This is a genomic window from Nostoc sp. LEGE 12447, from assembly GCF_015206985.1.
Classification (GTDB): Bacteria; Cyanobacteriota; Cyanobacteriia; order Cyanobacteriales; family Nostocaceae; genus Nostoc.
In genome coordinates this window covers 191,988-210,226 of the sequence record NZ_JADEXT010000002.1, presented here as the reverse complement: position 1 = coordinate 210,226, position 18,239 = coordinate 191,988, and the positions used below count along the sequence as shown (strand labels likewise).

General features: G+C 42.5%; 13 protein-coding genes. 8 read left to right on the top strand and 5 right to left on the bottom strand.

The annotated features are described in order from the left end of the window. The first annotated feature begins 25 nt into the window (after positions 1–25). Together IQ274_RS03375 and IQ274_RS03370 are read left to right on the top strand one after the other, a co-directional pair. On the top strand, positions 26–688 hold the full coding sequence (locus IQ274_RS03375; RefSeq protein ID WP_163929276.1) for a hypothetical protein: 663 nt from the start codon (positions 26–28) through the stop codon (positions 686–688). Positions 689–920: 232 nt separating this feature from the next. Next, the gene (locus tag IQ274_RS03370) at positions 921–1,478 is read left to right on the top strand and encodes a DUF202 domain-containing protein (protein ID WP_322745175.1); all 558 of its coding nucleotides are present in this window, start codon (positions 921–923) and stop codon (positions 1,476–1,478) included. 42 nt (positions 1,479–1,520) lie between these two features. Here IQ274_RS03370 and IQ274_RS03365 read toward each other — a convergent pair whose 3' ends face one another. Both IQ274_RS03365 and IQ274_RS03360 read right to left on the bottom strand, forming a co-directional pair. Continuing rightward, positions 1,521–2,243, bottom strand: a complete 723-nt coding sequence (locus IQ274_RS03365; protein WP_193867362.1) for a class I SAM-dependent methyltransferase — start codon at positions 2,241–2,243, stop codon at positions 1,521–1,523. Between the two features lie 224 nt (positions 2,244–2,467). Beyond that, positions 2,468–3,301: a mobilization protein gene (locus IQ274_RS03360; protein ID WP_228058012.1), complete on the bottom strand. Its 834-nt coding sequence runs from the start codon at positions 3,299–3,301 to the stop codon at positions 2,468–2,470. A gap of 206 nt (positions 3,302–3,507) precedes the next feature. Between IQ274_RS03360 and IQ274_RS03355 the strand changes: the two genes are divergently transcribed. Together IQ274_RS03355 and IQ274_RS03350 are read left to right on the top strand one after the other, a co-directional pair. Next, a complete protein-coding gene (locus IQ274_RS03355; protein ID WP_193867361.1) occupies positions 3,508–3,855 on the top strand; it encodes a hypothetical protein in 348 nt (115 codons plus the stop codon). Between the two features lie 219 nt (positions 3,856–4,074). After that, on the top strand, positions 4,075–8,367 hold the full coding sequence (locus IQ274_RS03350; protein ID WP_193867360.1) for a tetratricopeptide repeat protein: 4,293 nt from the start codon (positions 4,075–4,077) through the stop codon (positions 8,365–8,367). Between the two features lie 462 nt (positions 8,368–8,829). Here IQ274_RS03350 and IQ274_RS03345 read toward each other — a convergent pair whose 3' ends face one another. The 3 genes from IQ274_RS03345 to IQ274_RS03335 form a co-directional block, all read right to left on the bottom strand. Further along, the gene (locus IQ274_RS03345; RefSeq protein WP_179063607.1) at positions 8,830–9,546 is read right to left on the bottom strand and encodes a pirin family protein; all 717 of its coding nucleotides are present in this window, start codon (positions 9,544–9,546) and stop codon (positions 8,830–8,832) included. A 394-nt stretch (positions 9,547–9,940) separates the two neighbouring features. After that, positions 9,941–10,513 (bottom strand): DNA starvation/stationary phase protection protein Dps, encoded by a 573-nt coding sequence (gene dps / locus IQ274_RS03340; RefSeq protein WP_193867359.1) that lies wholly within the window; start codon positions 10,511–10,513, stop codon positions 9,941–9,943. A gap of 182 nt (positions 10,514–10,695) precedes the next feature. Continuing rightward, a complete protein-coding gene (locus IQ274_RS03335) occupies positions 10,696–11,748 on the bottom strand; it encodes an aldo/keto reductase (RefSeq protein ID WP_194141565.1) in 1,053 nt (350 codons plus the stop codon). A 184-nt stretch (positions 11,749–11,932) separates the two neighbouring features. Between IQ274_RS03335 and IQ274_RS03330 the strand changes: the two genes are divergently transcribed. The 4 genes from IQ274_RS03330 (at position 11,933) to treY (ending at position 18,147) form a co-directional block, all read left to right on the top strand. After that, a complete protein-coding gene (locus IQ274_RS03330) occupies positions 11,933–12,148 on the top strand; it encodes a hypothetical protein (protein ID WP_193867358.1) in 216 nt (71 codons plus the stop codon). A gap of 247 nt (positions 12,149–12,395) precedes the next feature. Continuing rightward, positions 12,396–12,803 (top strand): thiol-disulfide oxidoreductase DCC family protein, encoded by a 408-nt coding sequence (locus IQ274_RS03325; protein ID WP_012411948.1) that lies wholly within the window; start codon positions 12,396–12,398, stop codon positions 12,801–12,803. Between the two features lie 293 nt (positions 12,804–13,096). Continuing rightward, positions 13,097–14,944 (top strand): malto-oligosyltrehalose trehalohydrolase, encoded by a 1,848-nt coding sequence (gene treZ / locus IQ274_RS03320; protein ID WP_193867357.1) that lies wholly within the window; start codon positions 13,097–13,099, stop codon positions 14,942–14,944. 404 nt (positions 14,945–15,348) lie between these two features. Further along, entirely contained in the window at positions 15,349–18,147 is a 2,799-nt protein-coding gene (gene treY, locus IQ274_RS03315; protein WP_193867356.1) for a malto-oligosyltrehalose synthase, read from the top strand. Positions 18,148–18,239: the final 92 nt, after the last annotated feature.

Genomic DNA, 18,239 nt, shown 5'->3' with positions numbered 1-18,239 from the left:
CTTCCCCATCAACAGGAATCAAAACATGAAAGTCTGGAAATCTCTGCTAATTGTCTTAATGATTTTCGCCAATCTAGCCTTCGCTCAACCTTCTTTTGCTGATAGACCAAAGTTTAGCAAAAACCCTGATTATATCGAAGTCACTAAAGCTCTTAACGAACTGTCTCAAACAAAAGATGCCCAAACTCAAGTTGAAGGTCTGACACCAGAAGAAATTCAAAAGAGAACCGAGGAATTAACATTGCAAAAATATGCTTTAGAGACGGGAATTAACTGGGGTAAATGCGAAAACCAAACAGGTAATACCATAGCAGTATACGGTAAAAGACCAAATGATGAAGACAATGAAGATGCCATATACGACAATGGTTTGTATTTTCTAGCTAATGGTCAGTCCACTAAAGATAACTGGGATTGTGATGGCATCTATCTACCGAATGATATCAAGGTAGCAAACTTTACTTCTAGTCCGAATGGGCAAGGTGAAGAATTGACAGGGCCTGCGGCTTTGAAGATCCTTGATGGAACTCAGTTGGTGATTAAGAGTAATCCAGATACTGGTGCGATTGAATTAAATGTTCCGACTGTGAAAGTTCTTAACAGCAATAAAGCTAACTGGTTTATCCCAGATATATCGCAGGCTATCATAGATACACGAGTTCCTAATGCACCTATTAAGAAGTCTTGAAATCTAACTGTATAGTCTACTTTTGAATGATTGTTCTCAACTTCAACAGAGTAACAGCCAAAATTAGAGAAAAAACCTGACTTACACTGGTGAAAAATCTCTCTAATTATTGGCTGTTTTTTATGACATCTTATTACTTATAACTGCTCTGTACCATCAATTACAAATTCTGAATTATTCAGTCAGGCTTGTTTTATTTCTATATCTGCATTAAAATATATTTTGAAAAAATATGTACAATCACAATAGGCATATTTCAGTAGCGCAACTATTGTGCTGGGTGCAAGTCATCTGGAAAGAGATTTCCTACTACCTCCGCATTTTTTTGAGAAGAGCCGCTTTGGGGATAAGGGTGTTATTGATGCAGTTAAAATTGAAATCTACAGAAGAAGATAAAGATCAAAAAAAGCCAGGACGACTCAATCCTTCTCGAATCCGAGATCACTTGGCAAATGAGCGTACCTACCTGGCTTGGATGCGGACAGGGATTGCTCTTTTAGGTTTTGGGGTGGTAATTGTGCGTTTGCGTGCCTTCCAAGTGCCTTTGATGCCGCGTCCTGGCAACGGCTGGAAGTTAGGTTTAGTCTTTTCGTTGGTGGGTTTGATTACGGTGTGGCTCTCAACTAGTCACTATTTCGCTGTCCGTCGTGATATCGAAGAAGATACTTATGAACCGACAGACAGATGGGTGTTGCTTTTCAGTCTCGCTGTGATGATTCTCGGAACTGGGGTAATCTATTTTGTTTTTACAACTTCTTTAGATCCATCAAGTCCACTTATCCCGGAATGATGACTAAGTAGATAGGCAGAATTAACGCCTAGCTACTTATTTTCAAAACCGCACTTTGTACATTTGGAATAATTCCCCTGGTTTTTGTGTGACTATTTTAGCGCCAGCAGCCTTAATAGCTTTTTCCCACTCAGCTACAGGCTCTAAAAACACCTCAGCCCCCAAATAAGTTTCTAAAACTGCCCAATCTTCTGCTAAAGGCTGTTCTGGGTTGAGGATGTCGAATACAAAATGTCCGCCTGGTTTTAAGACTCGCTTAACTTCTGCTACTACTGCATTCCAATATTCCAGTGGAAAATAACAGCTAAATCCTGTGGCGATCGCTAGGTCAAACTGCTCTGGTGAATAGTTTAACTGATGGGCTGCTCCCAACTCAACACCTTTGAACAGCTTAGAATTCAACTGCGGTCCACGAGAGTTAAGGGTATCGCGTGCCACATTACTAATTTCTTGCCCATGAAAAAATGCTTGCCAATCCCGCCAAGGATAGATTAAAAAGCTGATACCACAGCCAATATCTAAACAGTGCTGGTTTTTTTGAGGTTGAGCAATTTCCCAAAAAGGGGAAGCAATTCTCCCTGAAAAACTACCTCCAATCCACTCACGGAATATCGGCATCGCCTGGACTTCGGTTGGAAGTTCAAAGGTTTCACGTTGATACTCTCGGTTAAAACGATAGGCTATTTGGCCTAATCTTTCGTCCCAGTTGCTTGATTTGGCTGAAGTAAAGAGATTTTGGAACTGCGAATCAGACTTTTTGGACATTAGATTTTTGCTACTCTTTCTAAGAATTGTAGTCAAATTCGCTTTGCGATCGCCTCCGGTGGGCGGGTACGCCATCGCATACCCATCCAATCTCCTGCTGGGGTTTGTCCTAAGTCATTGGTCATTAGTACCAATGAGTAATGACCAATGACCAATGACCAATGACCAATGACCAATGACCAATGACCAATGACTAATGACTAATGACTAATGACTAACGAATGCTATTCAACTTTTTCATACCAGATACCTACTTTCTCAAAAGCACCATAAGCAAGCTTGAGAAAATTCACTACTCTCTGTTTTCCAATTACTCCAAATTCTTTATACTCTCTAGCCTCTGCAAAAGTCAGGCGATTTTGGTCAATTATGTTTCTTTCTCTGTATGCTAACTTGGGAAAATCTATAACTTTTATCTGATATTTATTTACTGTGTTCTGAAAGTTGGAGTCTAACTCTAGATGCTCCCAATCATCACACAGCCCCAAATTCCTCACCAGAATATGAGGGATTTTTTCGCCGTAAGTATTCACTGACTGAGTAAACAGGTTGATGCTGTCGTATCCTCCTGTTGATACAAACCATTTACAAAACATCACTCCTTGCGAACTTCCTAGTTCAAGTAATTGATTAGATTCAATCCACCCTTGTACTGCTCTATGCGATTGTGCAGCTAAATTCACAATTACTGGCCTCTCTATGGCCCACTCAAATATTCTATCTGCCTTGTTTGCCTGTCGTTCGTTCTCACTAAACACAGCATACTTACATATTTCCTTATATACCCCTGCCACATCTGGATTCGATCTATCTGTCTCCACTGGTACAAACGGAATTCTCTTATCTAGACAATACTGAATCATTGTCCTAGCAAAGAGAGATTTTCCTACCCCGCCTTTTTCACCATCCACAAAATGAATCGTCGGCATTACAGCCACCTCTAATAACTTATTAAAGCCTGATACATCTTTCCCAAAATAAGAACTTTTTGGCCGTTGCCGCCTAGTTGTTTTGGTGGTTTTATGAGAAAGTATAACCGTGATTTGGATATATTCCAACAGTCTCATTTTACACAGGTAAAGTCTGTCTACGCGGACTAAAACAAAACAAGGGGCTTAAGCCTCTTGTTGTAAGTTGATTGAGAACTAAAAACGTAAAATTTACCTTTTCAGACATTCTTTACAACAAGAATTAGGAATTTTTAGAAGAAATTGCCTTGGGATGTTGTTTAAAATAAGCCTGGAGTTACTTGCAGATCAACACTATGGCAGAAATTCAGTTGGCGATCGCGGGAGAAGATGCGATGCCTATGGCGGGCTACGCCTACGCAGCAACAGAGGCGCTTTTGGCAATTCCTGGTATATCTGGTAACTATGCAGTGAGTTCAGATACACCGGAAAGAGAAGGAGTAACAGCAACAGTTGCTACAATCGTTGGTATTGTTGGGGGTGCGATCGCCATTACTGAACAAATCCGCAAGTGGTATCAAGAGTATAAAGCTAAACAGTCTGGTAAAAGAATTGAAAAGGTGTTGATTGTCGGGCGCAATGGTAGGCGACTCCTTTTAGAGGATGCAACCATAGAAGATATTCGCCAAATTTTAGAATCGTAGAGACACGATGAATCGCGTCTGTTGTTACGGAATTGGGGGTGGTAGACTCAATACTGCACGCTTTGTGCATTTTTAACTCGGAATTGGGTTTTGGGAAAAGGTTAAAGGGTAAAGGTTAAAGGTTTTTTCTTTCCCCTTTCCCCTTCCCCTTTTCCCCAAAATCCGACAAGTATTGGGTGGTAGACTTGGGGTAAATACTGAAGTCTCAAGATTGAGAACGTGCAAACCCTCCACCTCGACCTCAAGCCAGTTGATGAGAATTACGTAGAGCTACGTTACTTTATTGATAATCCAAACAAGTATGAAAGGCGATCGCTTCCTCTATCAGAAATCGCCGACTTGATTAAGTTGGCGGAACGAGATTATTATGTTTCGTTTTTCCCAGAAGATTATACGATAACTGGACGGCGGTTGTATAACTGGTTGGATGGGAGCGATCGCTGGCTGCAACCCTTGTTAGATAAGCATCGGGGTGAGGGGATTGTGTTAGCGATCGCTACATCTGAAAAACTCGCTCATCTGCCTTGGGAAGTGCTGCACGATAGCAATGGTTTTTTAGTGCAGCGTGTTCCGGCTATTGTCCCGGTGCGGTGGGTGTCGGATAGCACGGTAAAAAAATTGACTATTGCAGGTGAACCAGAAAATCGGGCGCTGCAAGTTTTGTTTATGGCGACTTCACCGTTGAATGTCGAGCCTGTGCTGGATTTTGAGGGAGAGGAAGCACGGATTTTAGAAACGACAAAGCGGCAACCTTTAGCGCTGACGGTGGAAGAAAGCGGCTGTTTGTCGGAGTTGGGTTATTTAGTCGATGGTTACGACGGGGATTATTTTGATGTTTTACACCTGACGGGTCATGCTACTTTACAAGATGGGCAACCCCGCTTTATTACAGAAACGGCAACAGGTGAAGCTTTCTATGCCAGTGCTGGAGATATTGCCCAAGAATTACAATTTCGATTGCCTAAACTAATTTTCCTCTCTGGTTGTCGCACTGGACAAGCTGGTAATGGCGGTTCTGTGCCGTCAATGGCTGAAGAATTGCTGAAATCTGGTGCAAAAGCGGTTTTGGGTTGGGGTCAAAAGGTTTTAGATCCAGATGCGACAGCCGCAGCATCTGCACTTTATCAGGAATTGTCGGCGGGGAAGCAAATCACCGAAGCTCTTGCTTGTACCTATCAAACATTAATTAAGAACAAAGCGCGGGATTGGCATTTATTGCGGCTGTATGCAGCAGGCAATTTACCAAGTTCATTAGTTACAACTTTGCGGACTCGTGGACGGAAACCAGCACCACCGCTTTCTGTTTCTACCCAGTTTTTAGATGCTGCTGGTAAGGTGAAAGTCCCGACGCGAGAGAGTTTTGTTGGTCGTCGTCGTCAATTGCAAAATTGTTTGCGGGTGCTGAGTCAATCAACCCATGAGGTAGGGGTGTTGATTCATGGCATGGGCGGTTTGGGTAAAAGTAGTTTAGCAGCTAGGCTTTGTGACAGACTGCCCAATTTTGAGCGTGTTGTCTGGGTTGGGCGAATCGATGAAGCTAGTTTGGTGAGTCGCTTAACAGAAAAGTTGGATGACAACGAACAACGCAAACGCTTACAAAATTACGATGAAGATTTAAAATATCGGCTGAAGCGAGTTTTTAAGGATTTGCATGAGGAAGCAAAGCCGTTTTTGTTGGTGTTGGATGACTTTGAAGTGAATTTAGAACCCCGCAATGAGAGTTATGTCTTGCAATCAGAAGCAGCAGAGGTAATGAAAGCTTTAGTTTGGGCAATTAGAGAAAATTTCACTTCCCACCGCATTATTATTACCTCCCGTTACGATTTTGAATTTACCCAGTTGCAGCATTTCCATAAACAGCCGTTGGAGGGGATGCGAGGCGCAGATTTGCGAAAAAAGTGTAATCTCCTCACAGCCTTTGGTGCAGAATCTCAGGTGGATGAAGCGTTAAAATCACAAGCGCATAAGTTAGCGGATGGTAATCCCCGCTTGCTGGAATGGTTGGATAAGATTCTGCAAAATACAACAGTTGATGTAGCGGTAATTTTGAATCGCTTAGCAGCAGATCCGGTGGAATTACGAGAGCAAGTTTTGGCAGAGGCGCTGCTGCAACAGATGGATACAACTATGCGGGAGATGTTGTCGCGGGGTTTAGTGTTTGAGTTACCAGTACCCAAGGAAGCTTTCGTCACAGCTTGTGACACTATCCCCAATTTGGAACATTATATTAGTCGGGCGGTGGCGTTGGGACTGTTGGAAGTAAGCCATGATGAGACTTTACGAGTGCCGCGCATTTTGCCTGTGCAGTTAGTGGAAGATGGGGAAGCTTTTTATAAGCAAGCGGCTGAGGTGTTGTCTCGCCTTTGGGGGGAAGGGACGAAAACAGTAATCGAGGAACAATGGTTAGAAATTCATCGGCTGGCGTTGCAAGGGAAGGTAGACAAGATTGCTGTAGAAATTGCAGGGAAGTTGGCAAGAGGTTGGAAAAGTAAAAGCCGATTTCGGGAAGCTGTTCAACTGTGCAAATCAACTCTAGAACTTGCTGAAGATTACTTAGTTTTACATGAGTTAGCTCGCTCTGAACAAGAATTAGGTGATGTAAATCAAGCCCAAGAGCATTATCAACAAGCTTTAGATATCTGTCCAGCAGAAGACGAAGGAGAAAAAAGTGCAATTATTCACAACTTGATAAGTCTGAAAGCCAATAAGGGAGAAATCGAAGAAGCGATCGCCTTTTATGAGCAGTCCCTTGCTCTTAGTCAACAAATCGGCGATGTCCAAGCATGGACGTTGAACAACTTGGGAATGCTCAAAGCCAATAAAGGAGAAATAGAACAAGCGATTGCCTTTTATCAACAATCCCTAGCTCTTACACAACAAATCGGCGATGTCCAAGGTCAGGCAACGACGTTAAACAACTTAGGGGGACTCAAAGCCAATACGGGAGAAATAGAACAAGCGATCGCCTTTTATCAAAAATCCCTAGCTCTTGCAGAACAGATCGGAGATATTCAAGGGCAGGCAACGACGTTAAACAACTTGGGAGCGCTCAAAGTCAATAAAGGAGAAATCGAAGAAGCGATTGCCTTTTATCAAAAATCCCTTGTCATCACAGAACAAATCGGCGATGTCAAAACCACGTCAAGGACATTGAACAACTTGGGACATCTCAAAGCCAATACGGGAGAGATAGAACAAGCGATCGTCTTTTATCAACAATCCCTTGCTCTTACAGAACAAATCGGCAATGTCCAAGGGCAGGCGCAGACATTGAACAACTTGGGGGGACTCAAAGCCAATAGAGGAGAAATAGAACAAGCGATCGCCTTTTATCAACAATCCCTTGCTCTTACAGAACAAATCGACGATGTCCAACTCAAGGCACGGACATTGAACAACTTGGGATTACTCAAAGCCAATAGAGGAGAAATAGAACAAGCAATCGCCTTTTATCAACAATCCCTTGCTTTTACAGAACAAATCGACGATATCCAAGGTCAGGTGCGGATATTGAACAACTTGGGATTACTCAAAGCCAATAGAGGAGAAATAGAACAAGCAATCGCCTTTTATCAACAATCCCTTGCTCTCAATGAACAAATCGGCGATGTCCAAGGTCAGGCAGCGACGTTGAACAACTTGGGGGGAATCAAAGCCAATACAGGAGAAATAGAACAAGCGATCATCTTTTATCAACAATCCCTTGCTCTTACAGAACAAATCGGCGATATCCGACTCAAGGCACGGACGCTGAACAACTTGGGATTACTCAAAGCCAATAGAGGAGAAATAGAACAAGCAATCATCCTTTTTGAACAATCCCTTGTTCTTACAGAACAAATCGGCGATGTCCAAACTACTGCGGCGACGTTGAGCAACTTGGGGGGAATCAAAGCCGATAGAGAAGAAATAGAACAAGCGATCACCCTTTTTAAACAATCCCTTGTTCTTACAGAACAAATCGGCGATGTCCAAGGTCAGGCAACGATGTTGAACAACTTGGGACTGCTCAAAGCCAATAAAGGAGAAATAGAACAAGCGATCGACTTTTATGAAAAATCCCTTGCTCTTAATCAACAAATCGGCAATGTCCAAGGTCAGGCACAGACGTTGAACAACTTGGGACTGCTCAAAGCCAATAAAGGAGAAATAGAACAAGCGATCGACTTTTATGAAAAATCCCTTGCTCTCAATAAACAAATTGGCGATGTCCAAACCACGGCAACAACGTTGAGCAACTTGGGGGGAATCAAAGCCGATAGAGGAGAAATAGACGAAGCGATCGCTCTTTTTGAACAATCCCTTGCTCTCGATGAACAAATCGGCAATGTCTACGGTCAGGCATTGTCATTATCAAATTTGGGTCGTATGGCAGAGAAACAAGACAATTACAATCAAGCACTAAATTATTTGCAGCCAGCCTTGGAGATATTACAGCATATCAAATCTCCTTATGCTGAGGGAGTTAGGCAAATGGTAGAGAGAGTGCAGGATTTAATTCGTAATTCGTAATTCGTAGTTCGTAATTAACAAAGTCAGAATTGAATTTGGCTTTGCAGGTTGGCAGCGATCGCCTATTTTGCGTTAAGTTGATTTATCCACGAGTCTTTGAACTCCATTAATGAGTCTTTGATACTCATTAAAGAGGCTCTGAACTCCATTAATGAGTCTTTGATACTCATTAAAGAGGCTCTGAACTCCATTAATGAGTCTTTGATACTCATTAAAGAGGCTCTGAACTCCATTAATGAGTCTTTGATACTCATTAAAGAGCCTTTGAGCTTCATTAATGAGTCTTTGAGCTTCATTAAAGAGGTTCTGAACTCCATTAATGAGTCTTTGATACTCGTTCACCAGTTTTTTAGACTTGTGGCTTGGTTGTCGGAGATTGCGATCGCCATAATTCACCCCAAAGCACATTATATTCTCTGTTAAAGGCTCATCTAAATGAGCTTTTAACAGAGAAAAGAGATATTAGCCTAAATCGAAAAGCAAGATTTCGCCGCCGATGTTGGTGCTAATTTCTAGCTGTTCTTCGCCGTTGATTTGTACGCCATCACCGGCTCTGAGTTCTTCGCCATTTAGGTTAACTATGCCTCGCGCTATTTGTAACCAGGCATAGCGATCGCTTTTGACTTGATAATTGACAACATCACCTGACTCTAATACAGATGTATATAGCTCAACATCTTGGTGAATTGTCACAGCACCATCGCGCCCATCTTTAGAGGCAATTAAGCGGAGTTTACCGCGCTTTTCTTCGAGAGGAAAAGCTTTTTGTTCATATCTTGGCGTTATTCCTTCTCGATCGGGAAGAATCCAGATTTGCAGTAAGTGCAGTGGTTCAGTTGGTGAAGGATTAAATTCGCTGTGGCTGATTCCAGTTCCAGCGCTCATAATTTGGGCATCACCGGGGCGAATTACCGAACCAGTACCCAAGCTGTCTTTATGCTCTACAGCACCTTCTAAGACATAAGTGAGGATTTCCATATCACGATGGCTGTGGGTAGGGAATCCCGCACCAGGGGCGATGCGATCGTCATTAATCACGCGCAGAGAGCGAAATCCCATACGGTTGGGATCGTAAAAACTACCGAAAGAAAATGTGTGATAGCTATCGAGCCAGCCCATTTTCGCGTGACCACGGGCATTGCGATCGTGAATTAAGTGGGTAATTGTATTTTGAGACATAAATTTACCTCTTTGTTAATGAGTATTTAGTTAGGAACGACTCAATTTTGAATTTTAGATTTTAGACTTTCCTGCGGAACGCTACGCGTTAGCGAAGCTTTCGCTTTAGCGATACGCTCACTGAACGATTTTAGATTGCAGGAAAAATCTAAAGTTGGGATTTGAAATCAAAATGGAATTAGCATACTTTTTCACTCACCTAATAACTTCTTAAAGTTTAAGTATTAATTTTAATGGCTCGCTTGTTGAAGATATTGGTGAATTTCCTGACTTCGTTTTGAACTATTTCAATAGTAAGGTATATACATATAAATGAAAAGTACGCACTTAAAAGTGACGTACTTACCAAAAAGATACTATTAGATTTAAGAAAGACTACTTTTCTCAGAAGTGCTTATTTTACAGCAGCAGGAATCTTTTGAGTTTTAGTAGTACCAGCGTTACCATTCTCTTCTTTGATTTCTGCTATTTGTAGATGAGCTTCTAAGAACCAGAGTCGTTTGTCAATGGTACGAGAAATTTCGGTGTAAAGATCGGCGGTATCGAGGTCGTTTAATTCATCAGTCTTTGCGATCGCTTCTCTAATATGTTTCGCATAGAGTGCAAAGCGATCTGCTAAGGCTGTCACATGATCTTTACCATCCAAAATATCTAAGGGATATTCTGGCAAAATTGAATTACTAGCTGCGGCGCGGGCTGTTCCGAAAGCGTATCCGCCTAAAGCTGTGACGCGTTCAGCTACTAAATCGATGTATCCTTCCAATTCCTCAGCAAGTTCATCAAATAATAGATGTAGCTGATAGAAGTCAGTTCCTTTAACATTCCAATGCGCTTGCTTTGCTTGGGTTTTTAAATCCGAAGTAGCTGCTAAGGTTTGGTTGAGAAGTACCACGATTTGAACTCTCGCTTTGGCGGGAATGTCAATGCGGGTAGGGTACAAACGTGATGTAATGCTGTTGTCGCTCATGGGTCTACGTTGTTAATGCCTTTTAAATCTAACTTTACAGATATTGGCTGGTTGTGCGAAACTCTCTGACGATGGATTGTATTAATGCCTGAATGTGTTACTGTTTAAGGCTTTATACCATTTGAAATTTTAGATTTTGGATTGAGACTTTTTTCTGTGAAAAGTGAAGTTAAAAATGATATTTAGATGTGATGGTTTTCTATGGTATTAAATGTACCACCGAAAAGGCGATCGCGAATTACATCATTCTGCAAAAAGTCATGGGGAAAACCCAGTTCAATTTTGCTAACTTCATCTAAGCGTTGCAGATGTTCGGGCGAAAGGCTGACATCTAAAGAAGCTAAGTTATCTTGAAACTGTGTTAATTTACGTGCCCCAATTATGGGAATAATCACACCACTTTGAGCTAGTAACCAAGCTAATGCTACCTGTGAGGGTGTGTGGCCAATTTCTGATGCAACTTCACTAACAACTTGAGCGATCGCTAAATTCCGTTCTGAAATACTTCCTAAGCCTGGATTTGTTAATCGTCCTTGTTCATCGCCTGCTTGAGGAGGCTGATTATACTTACCTGTTAGCACACCGCCACCCAAGGGCGACCAAGGCGTTACCGCCAAATCAAAAGCTTTAGCCATCGGTAGCAAATCACATTCTGGTGTTCGCTGAATTAAACTATACTCAATTTGCAGCGCGACAAACTGCGTCCATCCTTGAAACTGAGCAATAGTATTTGCTTGAGAAACGATCCAAGCTGGTGCGTCAGAAATGCCAATGTAAAGTACTTTACCTTGACGAACTACATCATCAAGCGATCGCAAAACTTCTTCAATTGGTGTTGTGAAATCCCAAGCGTGCAACCAAAATAAATCAATGTAATCGGTATTCAACCGTTTCAGACTACCTTCCAAAGACTGAATTAAATTCTTGCGATGGTTTCCACTGGCGTTAGGGTCGCCTTTTTTGTCATTCATCCGCAAGGGAAAGGAATATTTTGTCGCAACTACAAAGCGTTCTCGTTCTTTTGCGATTAACTCACCGACAATTTTTTCACTGCTACCATCGGTATAACCGTTGGCGGTGTCAATGAAATTTCCCCCTGCTTCTGTATATGTGTCAAAGATTTTACGACTTTCGTCAACAGATGCACCCCAACCCCAATCTTCACCAAAGGTCATGGTTCCCAAGGAGAGTTCAGAGACTCTTAATCCGCTTTTGCCTAAGAGTTTGTATCTCATGAATATTTTCTCTTTAACGAAAAAACAACGCGAATACCATTCCAAAGGCATCATAACAAAGGTTGTCATTTGTCCTTTGTCATTGGTCATTAGTAAGGGCTTTAAGCCTCTTTACGTTTCGTAATATACTTGGGTTTTTTCGCGCTAACTTAACTTTAGCGAAGCAAAAGCGATCGCTTACATTGTGAATGCATTAGCCCGCTTTGTGAATGCATTAGCCCGCTTTGTGAATGCATTAGCCCGCTTTGTGAATGCATTAGCCCGCTTTGTAAATGCACTAGTCCGCTTTGTGAATGCGATCGCTTGCATTGTGAATGTACTAGCCCGCTTTGTGAATGCGATCGCTTGCATTGTGAATGCATTAGCCTGCTTTGTTAATGCGCTATTAGAGGTTGTTTGAAAAGTTTTAGGCGAATAGGGCGAATAGAATGATGCCTCCGGCACGCCAAGGGCGAACGCTACTACACAAACTAAGTCCATCTCCGTGGACTAAGAGAAAATCAATGGTTTTAACCCACGGAGGTGGGTTTTGACTGTGTAGCCGTGACTTCCAATCGCCTGGTGAGTAATAAATTAGACTTTTTAAACAACCTCTTACTGAGGCAAGAGCGATCGCTACAGCTTTCTACGCTAAAATAATTATTTTTATGAACTACTATGTAATCTACGACGGAAATTGTAATCTCTGCGTTACTTTAGTGCAATTGCTAGAAACCTTAGACAAGGGAAAGTTATTTCGCTATGCTCCGATGCAAGATGAGCAGACACTTTTACAGTGGGGAATTACAGCCCAAGATTGTGAACAGGGGATGATTTTAATTGATGGCAATGAACCTCAGAGACGTTGGCAAGGTAGTAACGCAGCTGAAGAAATTGGGCGATTATTGCCAGTAGGAAGTGTATTTGTAGACGCTTATCGAGCCTTACCGGGGATGAAATGGGCAGGCGATCGCTTTTACGAACAAATTCGCGATAACCGCTACACCATATTTGGTAAGCGTTCTAATACTTATGAGTCGTCTTATTGTGTAGATGGTAGCTGCAAACCAATTTAAACCGCGACAAGCAAAAGACGCGATGGATCGCGTCTTTGCAATCTAAAATTTTTATCAAGAAACCTTAACCGAACAGTATTGCGCTGCCTCTTTCACAACTAAATTTATCATTAGACAGAATTTGTCCTGTAAAAAATCCGCCTCCAGGTGCTAGCAAAAAGTCTGGTAGACGAACCATTATGCTATCTGGCGTGTTTGTAAACATTGTGCAATCAATGTTGCGATCACCTCCGGTGGGCGGGTACGCCATCGCACGACAATTCGGCACAACATACTGACGGGAGGGATACTGCGTGAGAATTGGTGCTAACTACTTGGGTAATGGAGAATGTGAATTTACAGTTTGGTCGCCGCTATTAGATAGCGTCACTGTAAAAACTTTGACACCACAGGAGCAGGTTATTCCCCTCAAGCCTCAGTCTGAGGGATATTGGCACGCGAAAGTAAATGATGTGTATCCAGGCACGCTTTATCGGTATGTTTTGAATGGCCAAGACGCTTTTGCCGATCCCGCGTCGCAGTATCAACCTGAAGGAGTGCATGGCCCGTCTCAAATTGTCGATCATCAGTTTGAGTGGACTGATGAAGGGTGGACTGGTATCCCTGTGGAGTCGATGATTTTTTACGAACTCCATGTTGGTACTTTCACACCTGAAGGAACTTTCACCGCCATCATTTCTCGTCTACCGGAACTTAGGGAACTGGGAATTAATGCGATAGAAATCATGCCCATTTCCCAGTTTCCGGGAGACACCCATATAGAAGCGTCTCTGGCATACCGCAACTGGGGCTATGATGGCGTTTACCCTTATGCAGTTCAAAATTCTTATGGTAGCCCAGCCGAACTAAAGCAACTCGTAAATGCTTGCCACCAACACAATATCGCTGTGGTGTTGGATGTGGTGTATAACCACTTTGGGCCAGAAGGCAACTATATGAGTCAGTTCGCGCCCTACTTTACTAAAACCTATAAAACACCTTGGGGTGAAGCGCTGAATTTCGATGATGCCCATAGTCAAGGTGTGCGAAATTATTTTATCGAAAATGCGCTTTACTGGTTGCGCGAGTTCCACATTGACGCATTGCGGCTTGATGCCATTCAAGCAATTTATGACTTGGGGGCGAAGCATTTTCTTTGGGAACTGGCGGAAGCAGTTCATCATTTTTCACAACAAGGGCAAAAGTGGAAACGCCATTTAATTGCCGAAAGTGACTTGAATAATCCGCAAATCATTCGTCCAGCAGAATTGGGTGGATATGGACTCGATGCTCAGTGGAGTGATGATTTTCACCATTCACTGCACGCACTCTTGACAGGCGATCGCCAAGGATATTATCAAGATTTTGGGCAAACAGCTCAGTTGGCAAAAGCTTATGAAGATACTTTTGTCTACGATTGGAAGTACGCACCACACCGCAAGCGATTTCATGGCATATCTTGCCGCGATCGCAATTTATCACAATTTTCTGTCTGCATCCAGAACCACGATCAAATCGGCAATCAAATGAAAGGAGAACGCCTCAGCCAGAGGATCTCTTTTGAAGGATTGAAGTTAGCTGCTGGCGCTGTGCTGCTGTCGCCTAATTTACCCCTGTTATTTATGGGTGAGGAGTATGGAGAAACTGCACCCTTCATTTATTTTGTCAGTCACTCCGATCCCGATTTAATTCAAGCAGTTCGAGCCGGACGCAAAGAAGAATTTGAAGCATTTCACTATGCAGACGATCCCCCAGATCCCGAATCGGCAGAAACTTTCCTAAAGTCTAAACTCAATTGGCAATTACGTCATGAAGGTAAGCACAAAGTTCTGTGGGATTGGTATCGTCAGTTAATTAATTTACGCAAGACGCATCCAGCACTTTTAAATCAAGACCGCAATTTCATCGAAGCGACTAGCGATGAAGACAAGCAGTTAGTTATTGTGCGTCGTTGGTGTGAATCAAGTGAACTAATATTTGTGATGAATTTTAATTCGTCTCCAGTCACAATAACTCTGCCGTTTAAGCATAATGCTAATAAATTGTTAGACTCTGCTGATACCTCATGGTCTGGGCCTGGTTCTGAAACAGATGAACATCTGTCTATGGGAAAAGAAGTGAAATTGCAACCTACTAGTTTAGTACTGTATGAAAAAGGATGAGGGGGAGAGTTAGAACTTCAAGTTTCAGCCTCATAACCTCAACGTTCGAGCAAAAAGGTTCAACGTTCAAGTAAAAAGGTTCAACGTTCAAGTAAAAAGACTCAACGTCCGAGTAAAAAGACTCAACGTCCGAGTAAAAAGGTTCAACGTCCGAGTAAAAAGACTCAACGTCCGAGTAAAAAGACTCAACGTCCGAGTAAAAAGGCTCAACATTCGAGCTAAAAGGTTCAAATTCCCCCACCTGTCAATAGGTTTCAGATAAGATCCCCCCGCCTGCGGCGACCCCCTTAAAAAGGGGGTAAAGATCAGGAAAAGCTCCCCTTTTTAAGGGGGGTTGGGGGGATCTTCCAAAGACAAACACGTTAACCGAACCGTATCGCCCCATCTCTTATCACAACAAACTCATGCGAATTCCTACCGCAACTTATCGAATTCAGTTTACACCCCAGTTTGGCTTTGACAATGCTAAAGCGATCGCGGCTTATCTAGCAGATTTGGGTATTTCTGATTTATATGCTTCCCCCATTTTCAAGGCACGATCTGGGAGTACCCACGGTTACGATATAGTAGATGCCACTCAACTTAACCCAGAACTGGGAACTAATGAATCTTTTGATGAATTAGTTAGCGAAGTCCAATCCCTTGGTATGGGTTGGTTACAAGATATAGTGCCCAACCACATGGCCTATAGCAGCGAAAACGATTATTTGATGGACATACTGGAACACGGCCCAGATTCCAGCTATACTGACTACTTCGATCTTTCTTGGAATGCTCCCTTTGGCGATCGCCAAGAGCGAATTCTTGCTCCTTTGCTGGGAGATTTCTACGGTGCATCCCTAGAAAACGGACACATTCAACTACAATACGAACAAAACGGTTTAACCGTAAATTATTACAGCTTAAAACTGCCGCTACGATTAGAGTCTTATACAAAATTTATTACCCATAATCTGGGCAAACTCACACGCACACTCGGACGCAATCACCCCGATTTTATTAAACTATTGGGTATTTTGTATATTCTCAAAAGTGTGCCTTCAGAAGTTGCTGGAAAACAGCGACAAGACCAAATTGCATTTATTAAAGGATTAGTTTGGGAACTTTACACCACAAATGATGCTATCCGCGAGTTCATTGACGAAAATATCCAAACTTTCAACGGAGAACCAGGTAATTCAGAGAGCTTTAACTTGTTAGATGAATTACTCAACGATCAATTTTACCGTCTCGCTTTCTGGAAAGTTGGGGCGGAAGAAATGAACTATCGCCGTTTCTTTACTGTCAACGAACTGATTTCCGTTAAAGTTGAAGAAGTGCGGGTTTTTAATAATACCCATAGCCTCATTCAAAAGCTGGTTGAGGAGGGCAAATTTACAGGCTTACGCATCGATCATATTGATGGACTCTATAACCCAATCCAGTATCTACAAAGGCTCCGAGAAAAGACGGGAGATGTTTATATTACGGTCGAGAAGATTTTAGAAATAACCGAAGACCTGCCGGAAAACTGGGAAATTGAAGGTACATCGGGATATGACTTTCTTAACTATGTAAATGGTGTATTTTGTCAAACTGAAAATGAATCATCCTTCGATAAAATTTATCAAAACTTTATTGGTTCCAGAGTAGATTATTCATCGGTAGTGAAGGATAAAAAGCACCTGATACTAGAAAAGAATTTAGCGGGTGATATTGACAATTTGGCTCTTTTGTTAAAGAACATTTCCAGCAAATACCGCTATGGCAATGACTTTACCCTGAATGGCTTGAAAAGAGCGATCGCAGAAGTTTTAACTCTGTTCCCGATTTACCGTACATATATTACACCAGATGGGATTGGGGAGAGCGATCGCGCTACTATTCAAGAAGTAATTCGCCAAGCCAAAGAACAAACGCCCTTGTTGCAGCATGAACTGACCTTTATTGAAAAGTTAATGGTGCTAGATTTTGATAATTCTCTAACTCAAACAGAACGCGAACAGTGGATATATTTTGTCTTGCGGATGCAGCAATATAGCGGCCCGCTAATGGCCAAAGGTGTAGAAGACACCACATTATATGTTTACAATCGGTTGCTATCGTTAAATGAAGTCGGGGGAAATCCCGGTCACTTTGGTATCGATTTAGCCAAATTTCATGCCTTTAATAAACAGCACCAAGCAACCTGGCCTCACACAATGAACACCACAGCTACCCACGACACCAAACGCGGCGAAGATGTGAGGGCTAGATTGAATGTATTGTCAGAAATCCCTAATGAATGGGATCAGCAGGTAAATACCTGGAGTGCTATTAATCGAGGAAGTCGCAGTCATCGCCACGGGTTTGCTATGCCCGATCGCAACGATGAGTATTTTCTCTATCAAACCCTAGTAGGGGCGTTTCCCTTTGCAGAACAGGAACACGCATCCTTCGTGGAACGGGTGAAGGATTATATAATTAAGGCAATTCGAGAAGCGAAAGTGCATACAGCATGGTTGCGACCTGATAGCGAGTATGAAGAAGCCTGTACTTCCTTCATTGAAAAGGTACTAGACCCTTCTATCTCCAAAGAATTTCTAGAAGCCTTTCGTCCCTTTCAGCAGCGAATTGCAGAGTATGGTATCTTCAATTCCCTTTCTCAAACTCTGCTGAAGATTACCGCACCCGGCGTACCCGATTTATACCAAGGAACAGAACTTTGGGAACTCAGCCTAGTTGATCCAGACAATCGCCGTCCCGTAGATTTTGAACAGCGACGTACCTACTTAAACGACATCCGCGAACAAGCCAAAACAGATATTCTCGGACTAATTCAGGAGTTGCTAAACGATAAAACAGACGGCAAAATCAAACTGTTTTTAACGGCTCAATTACTCAAAGCCAGAACAAACTATGTCTCATTATTCCAGGATGGCGACTATCTGCCCTTAGAAGTTCAGGGAACTTACGCCAATCACATTATCGCCTTTGCACGACGAGAAGGGAATCAAACAGCGATCGCGATCGCGCCTCGCTTTTTAACCAACCTTATCCAGGCTGGAGACAACCCCCTGGGTGAGTCAGTTTGGCAAGATACCCACCTACAATTACCCTCTGGAACTCCCCTCACCTGGACAAACGTTTTAACTGAACAAGCTTTACAGGCTACAGAAACCTTATCTATCGGATCTGCCCTTGCCCATTTTCCAGTTGCCCTCTTAATTAGCACTGCCGAGTAAAAACAAAAATCTTGTCCCACGCAGAGAGAACCCTGTAAAACCTCAGCGTTCCTCTGCGCTTCCCTTTGCGTTCCTTTGCGTTAAAAAAATTC

Coding starts and splice junctions, on each gene's coding strand:
- IQ274_RS03335 (WP_194141565.1), bottom strand. CDS start 11,748: ATGAGATACAAACTCTTAGGCAAAAGCGGATTAAGAGTCTCTGAACTC.
- IQ274_RS03355 (WP_193867361.1), top strand. CDS start 3,508: ATGGCAGAAATTCAGTTGGCGATCGCGGGAGAAGATGCGATGCCTATG.
- IQ274_RS03365 (WP_193867362.1), bottom strand. CDS start 2,243: ATGTCCAAAAAGTCTGATTCGCAGTTCCAAAATCTCTTTACTTCAGCC.
- dps (WP_193867359.1), bottom strand. CDS start 10,513: ATGAGCGACAACAGCATTACATCACGTTTGTACCCTACCCGCATTGAC.
- IQ274_RS03370 (WP_322745175.1), top strand. CDS start 921: ATGTACAATCACAATAGGCATATTTCAGTAGCGCAACTATTGTGCTGG.
- IQ274_RS03375 (WP_163929276.1), top strand. CDS start 26: ATGAAAGTCTGGAAATCTCTGCTAATTGTCTTAATGATTTTCGCCAAT.
- IQ274_RS03325 (WP_012411948.1), top strand. CDS start 12,396: ATGAACTACTATGTAATCTACGACGGAAATTGTAATCTCTGCGTTACT.
- treY (WP_193867356.1), top strand. CDS start 15,349: ATGCGAATTCCTACCGCAACTTATCGAATTCAGTTTACACCCCAGTTT.
- IQ274_RS03345 (WP_179063607.1), bottom strand. CDS start 9,546: ATGTCTCAAAATACAATTACCCACTTAATTCACGATCGCAATGCCCGT.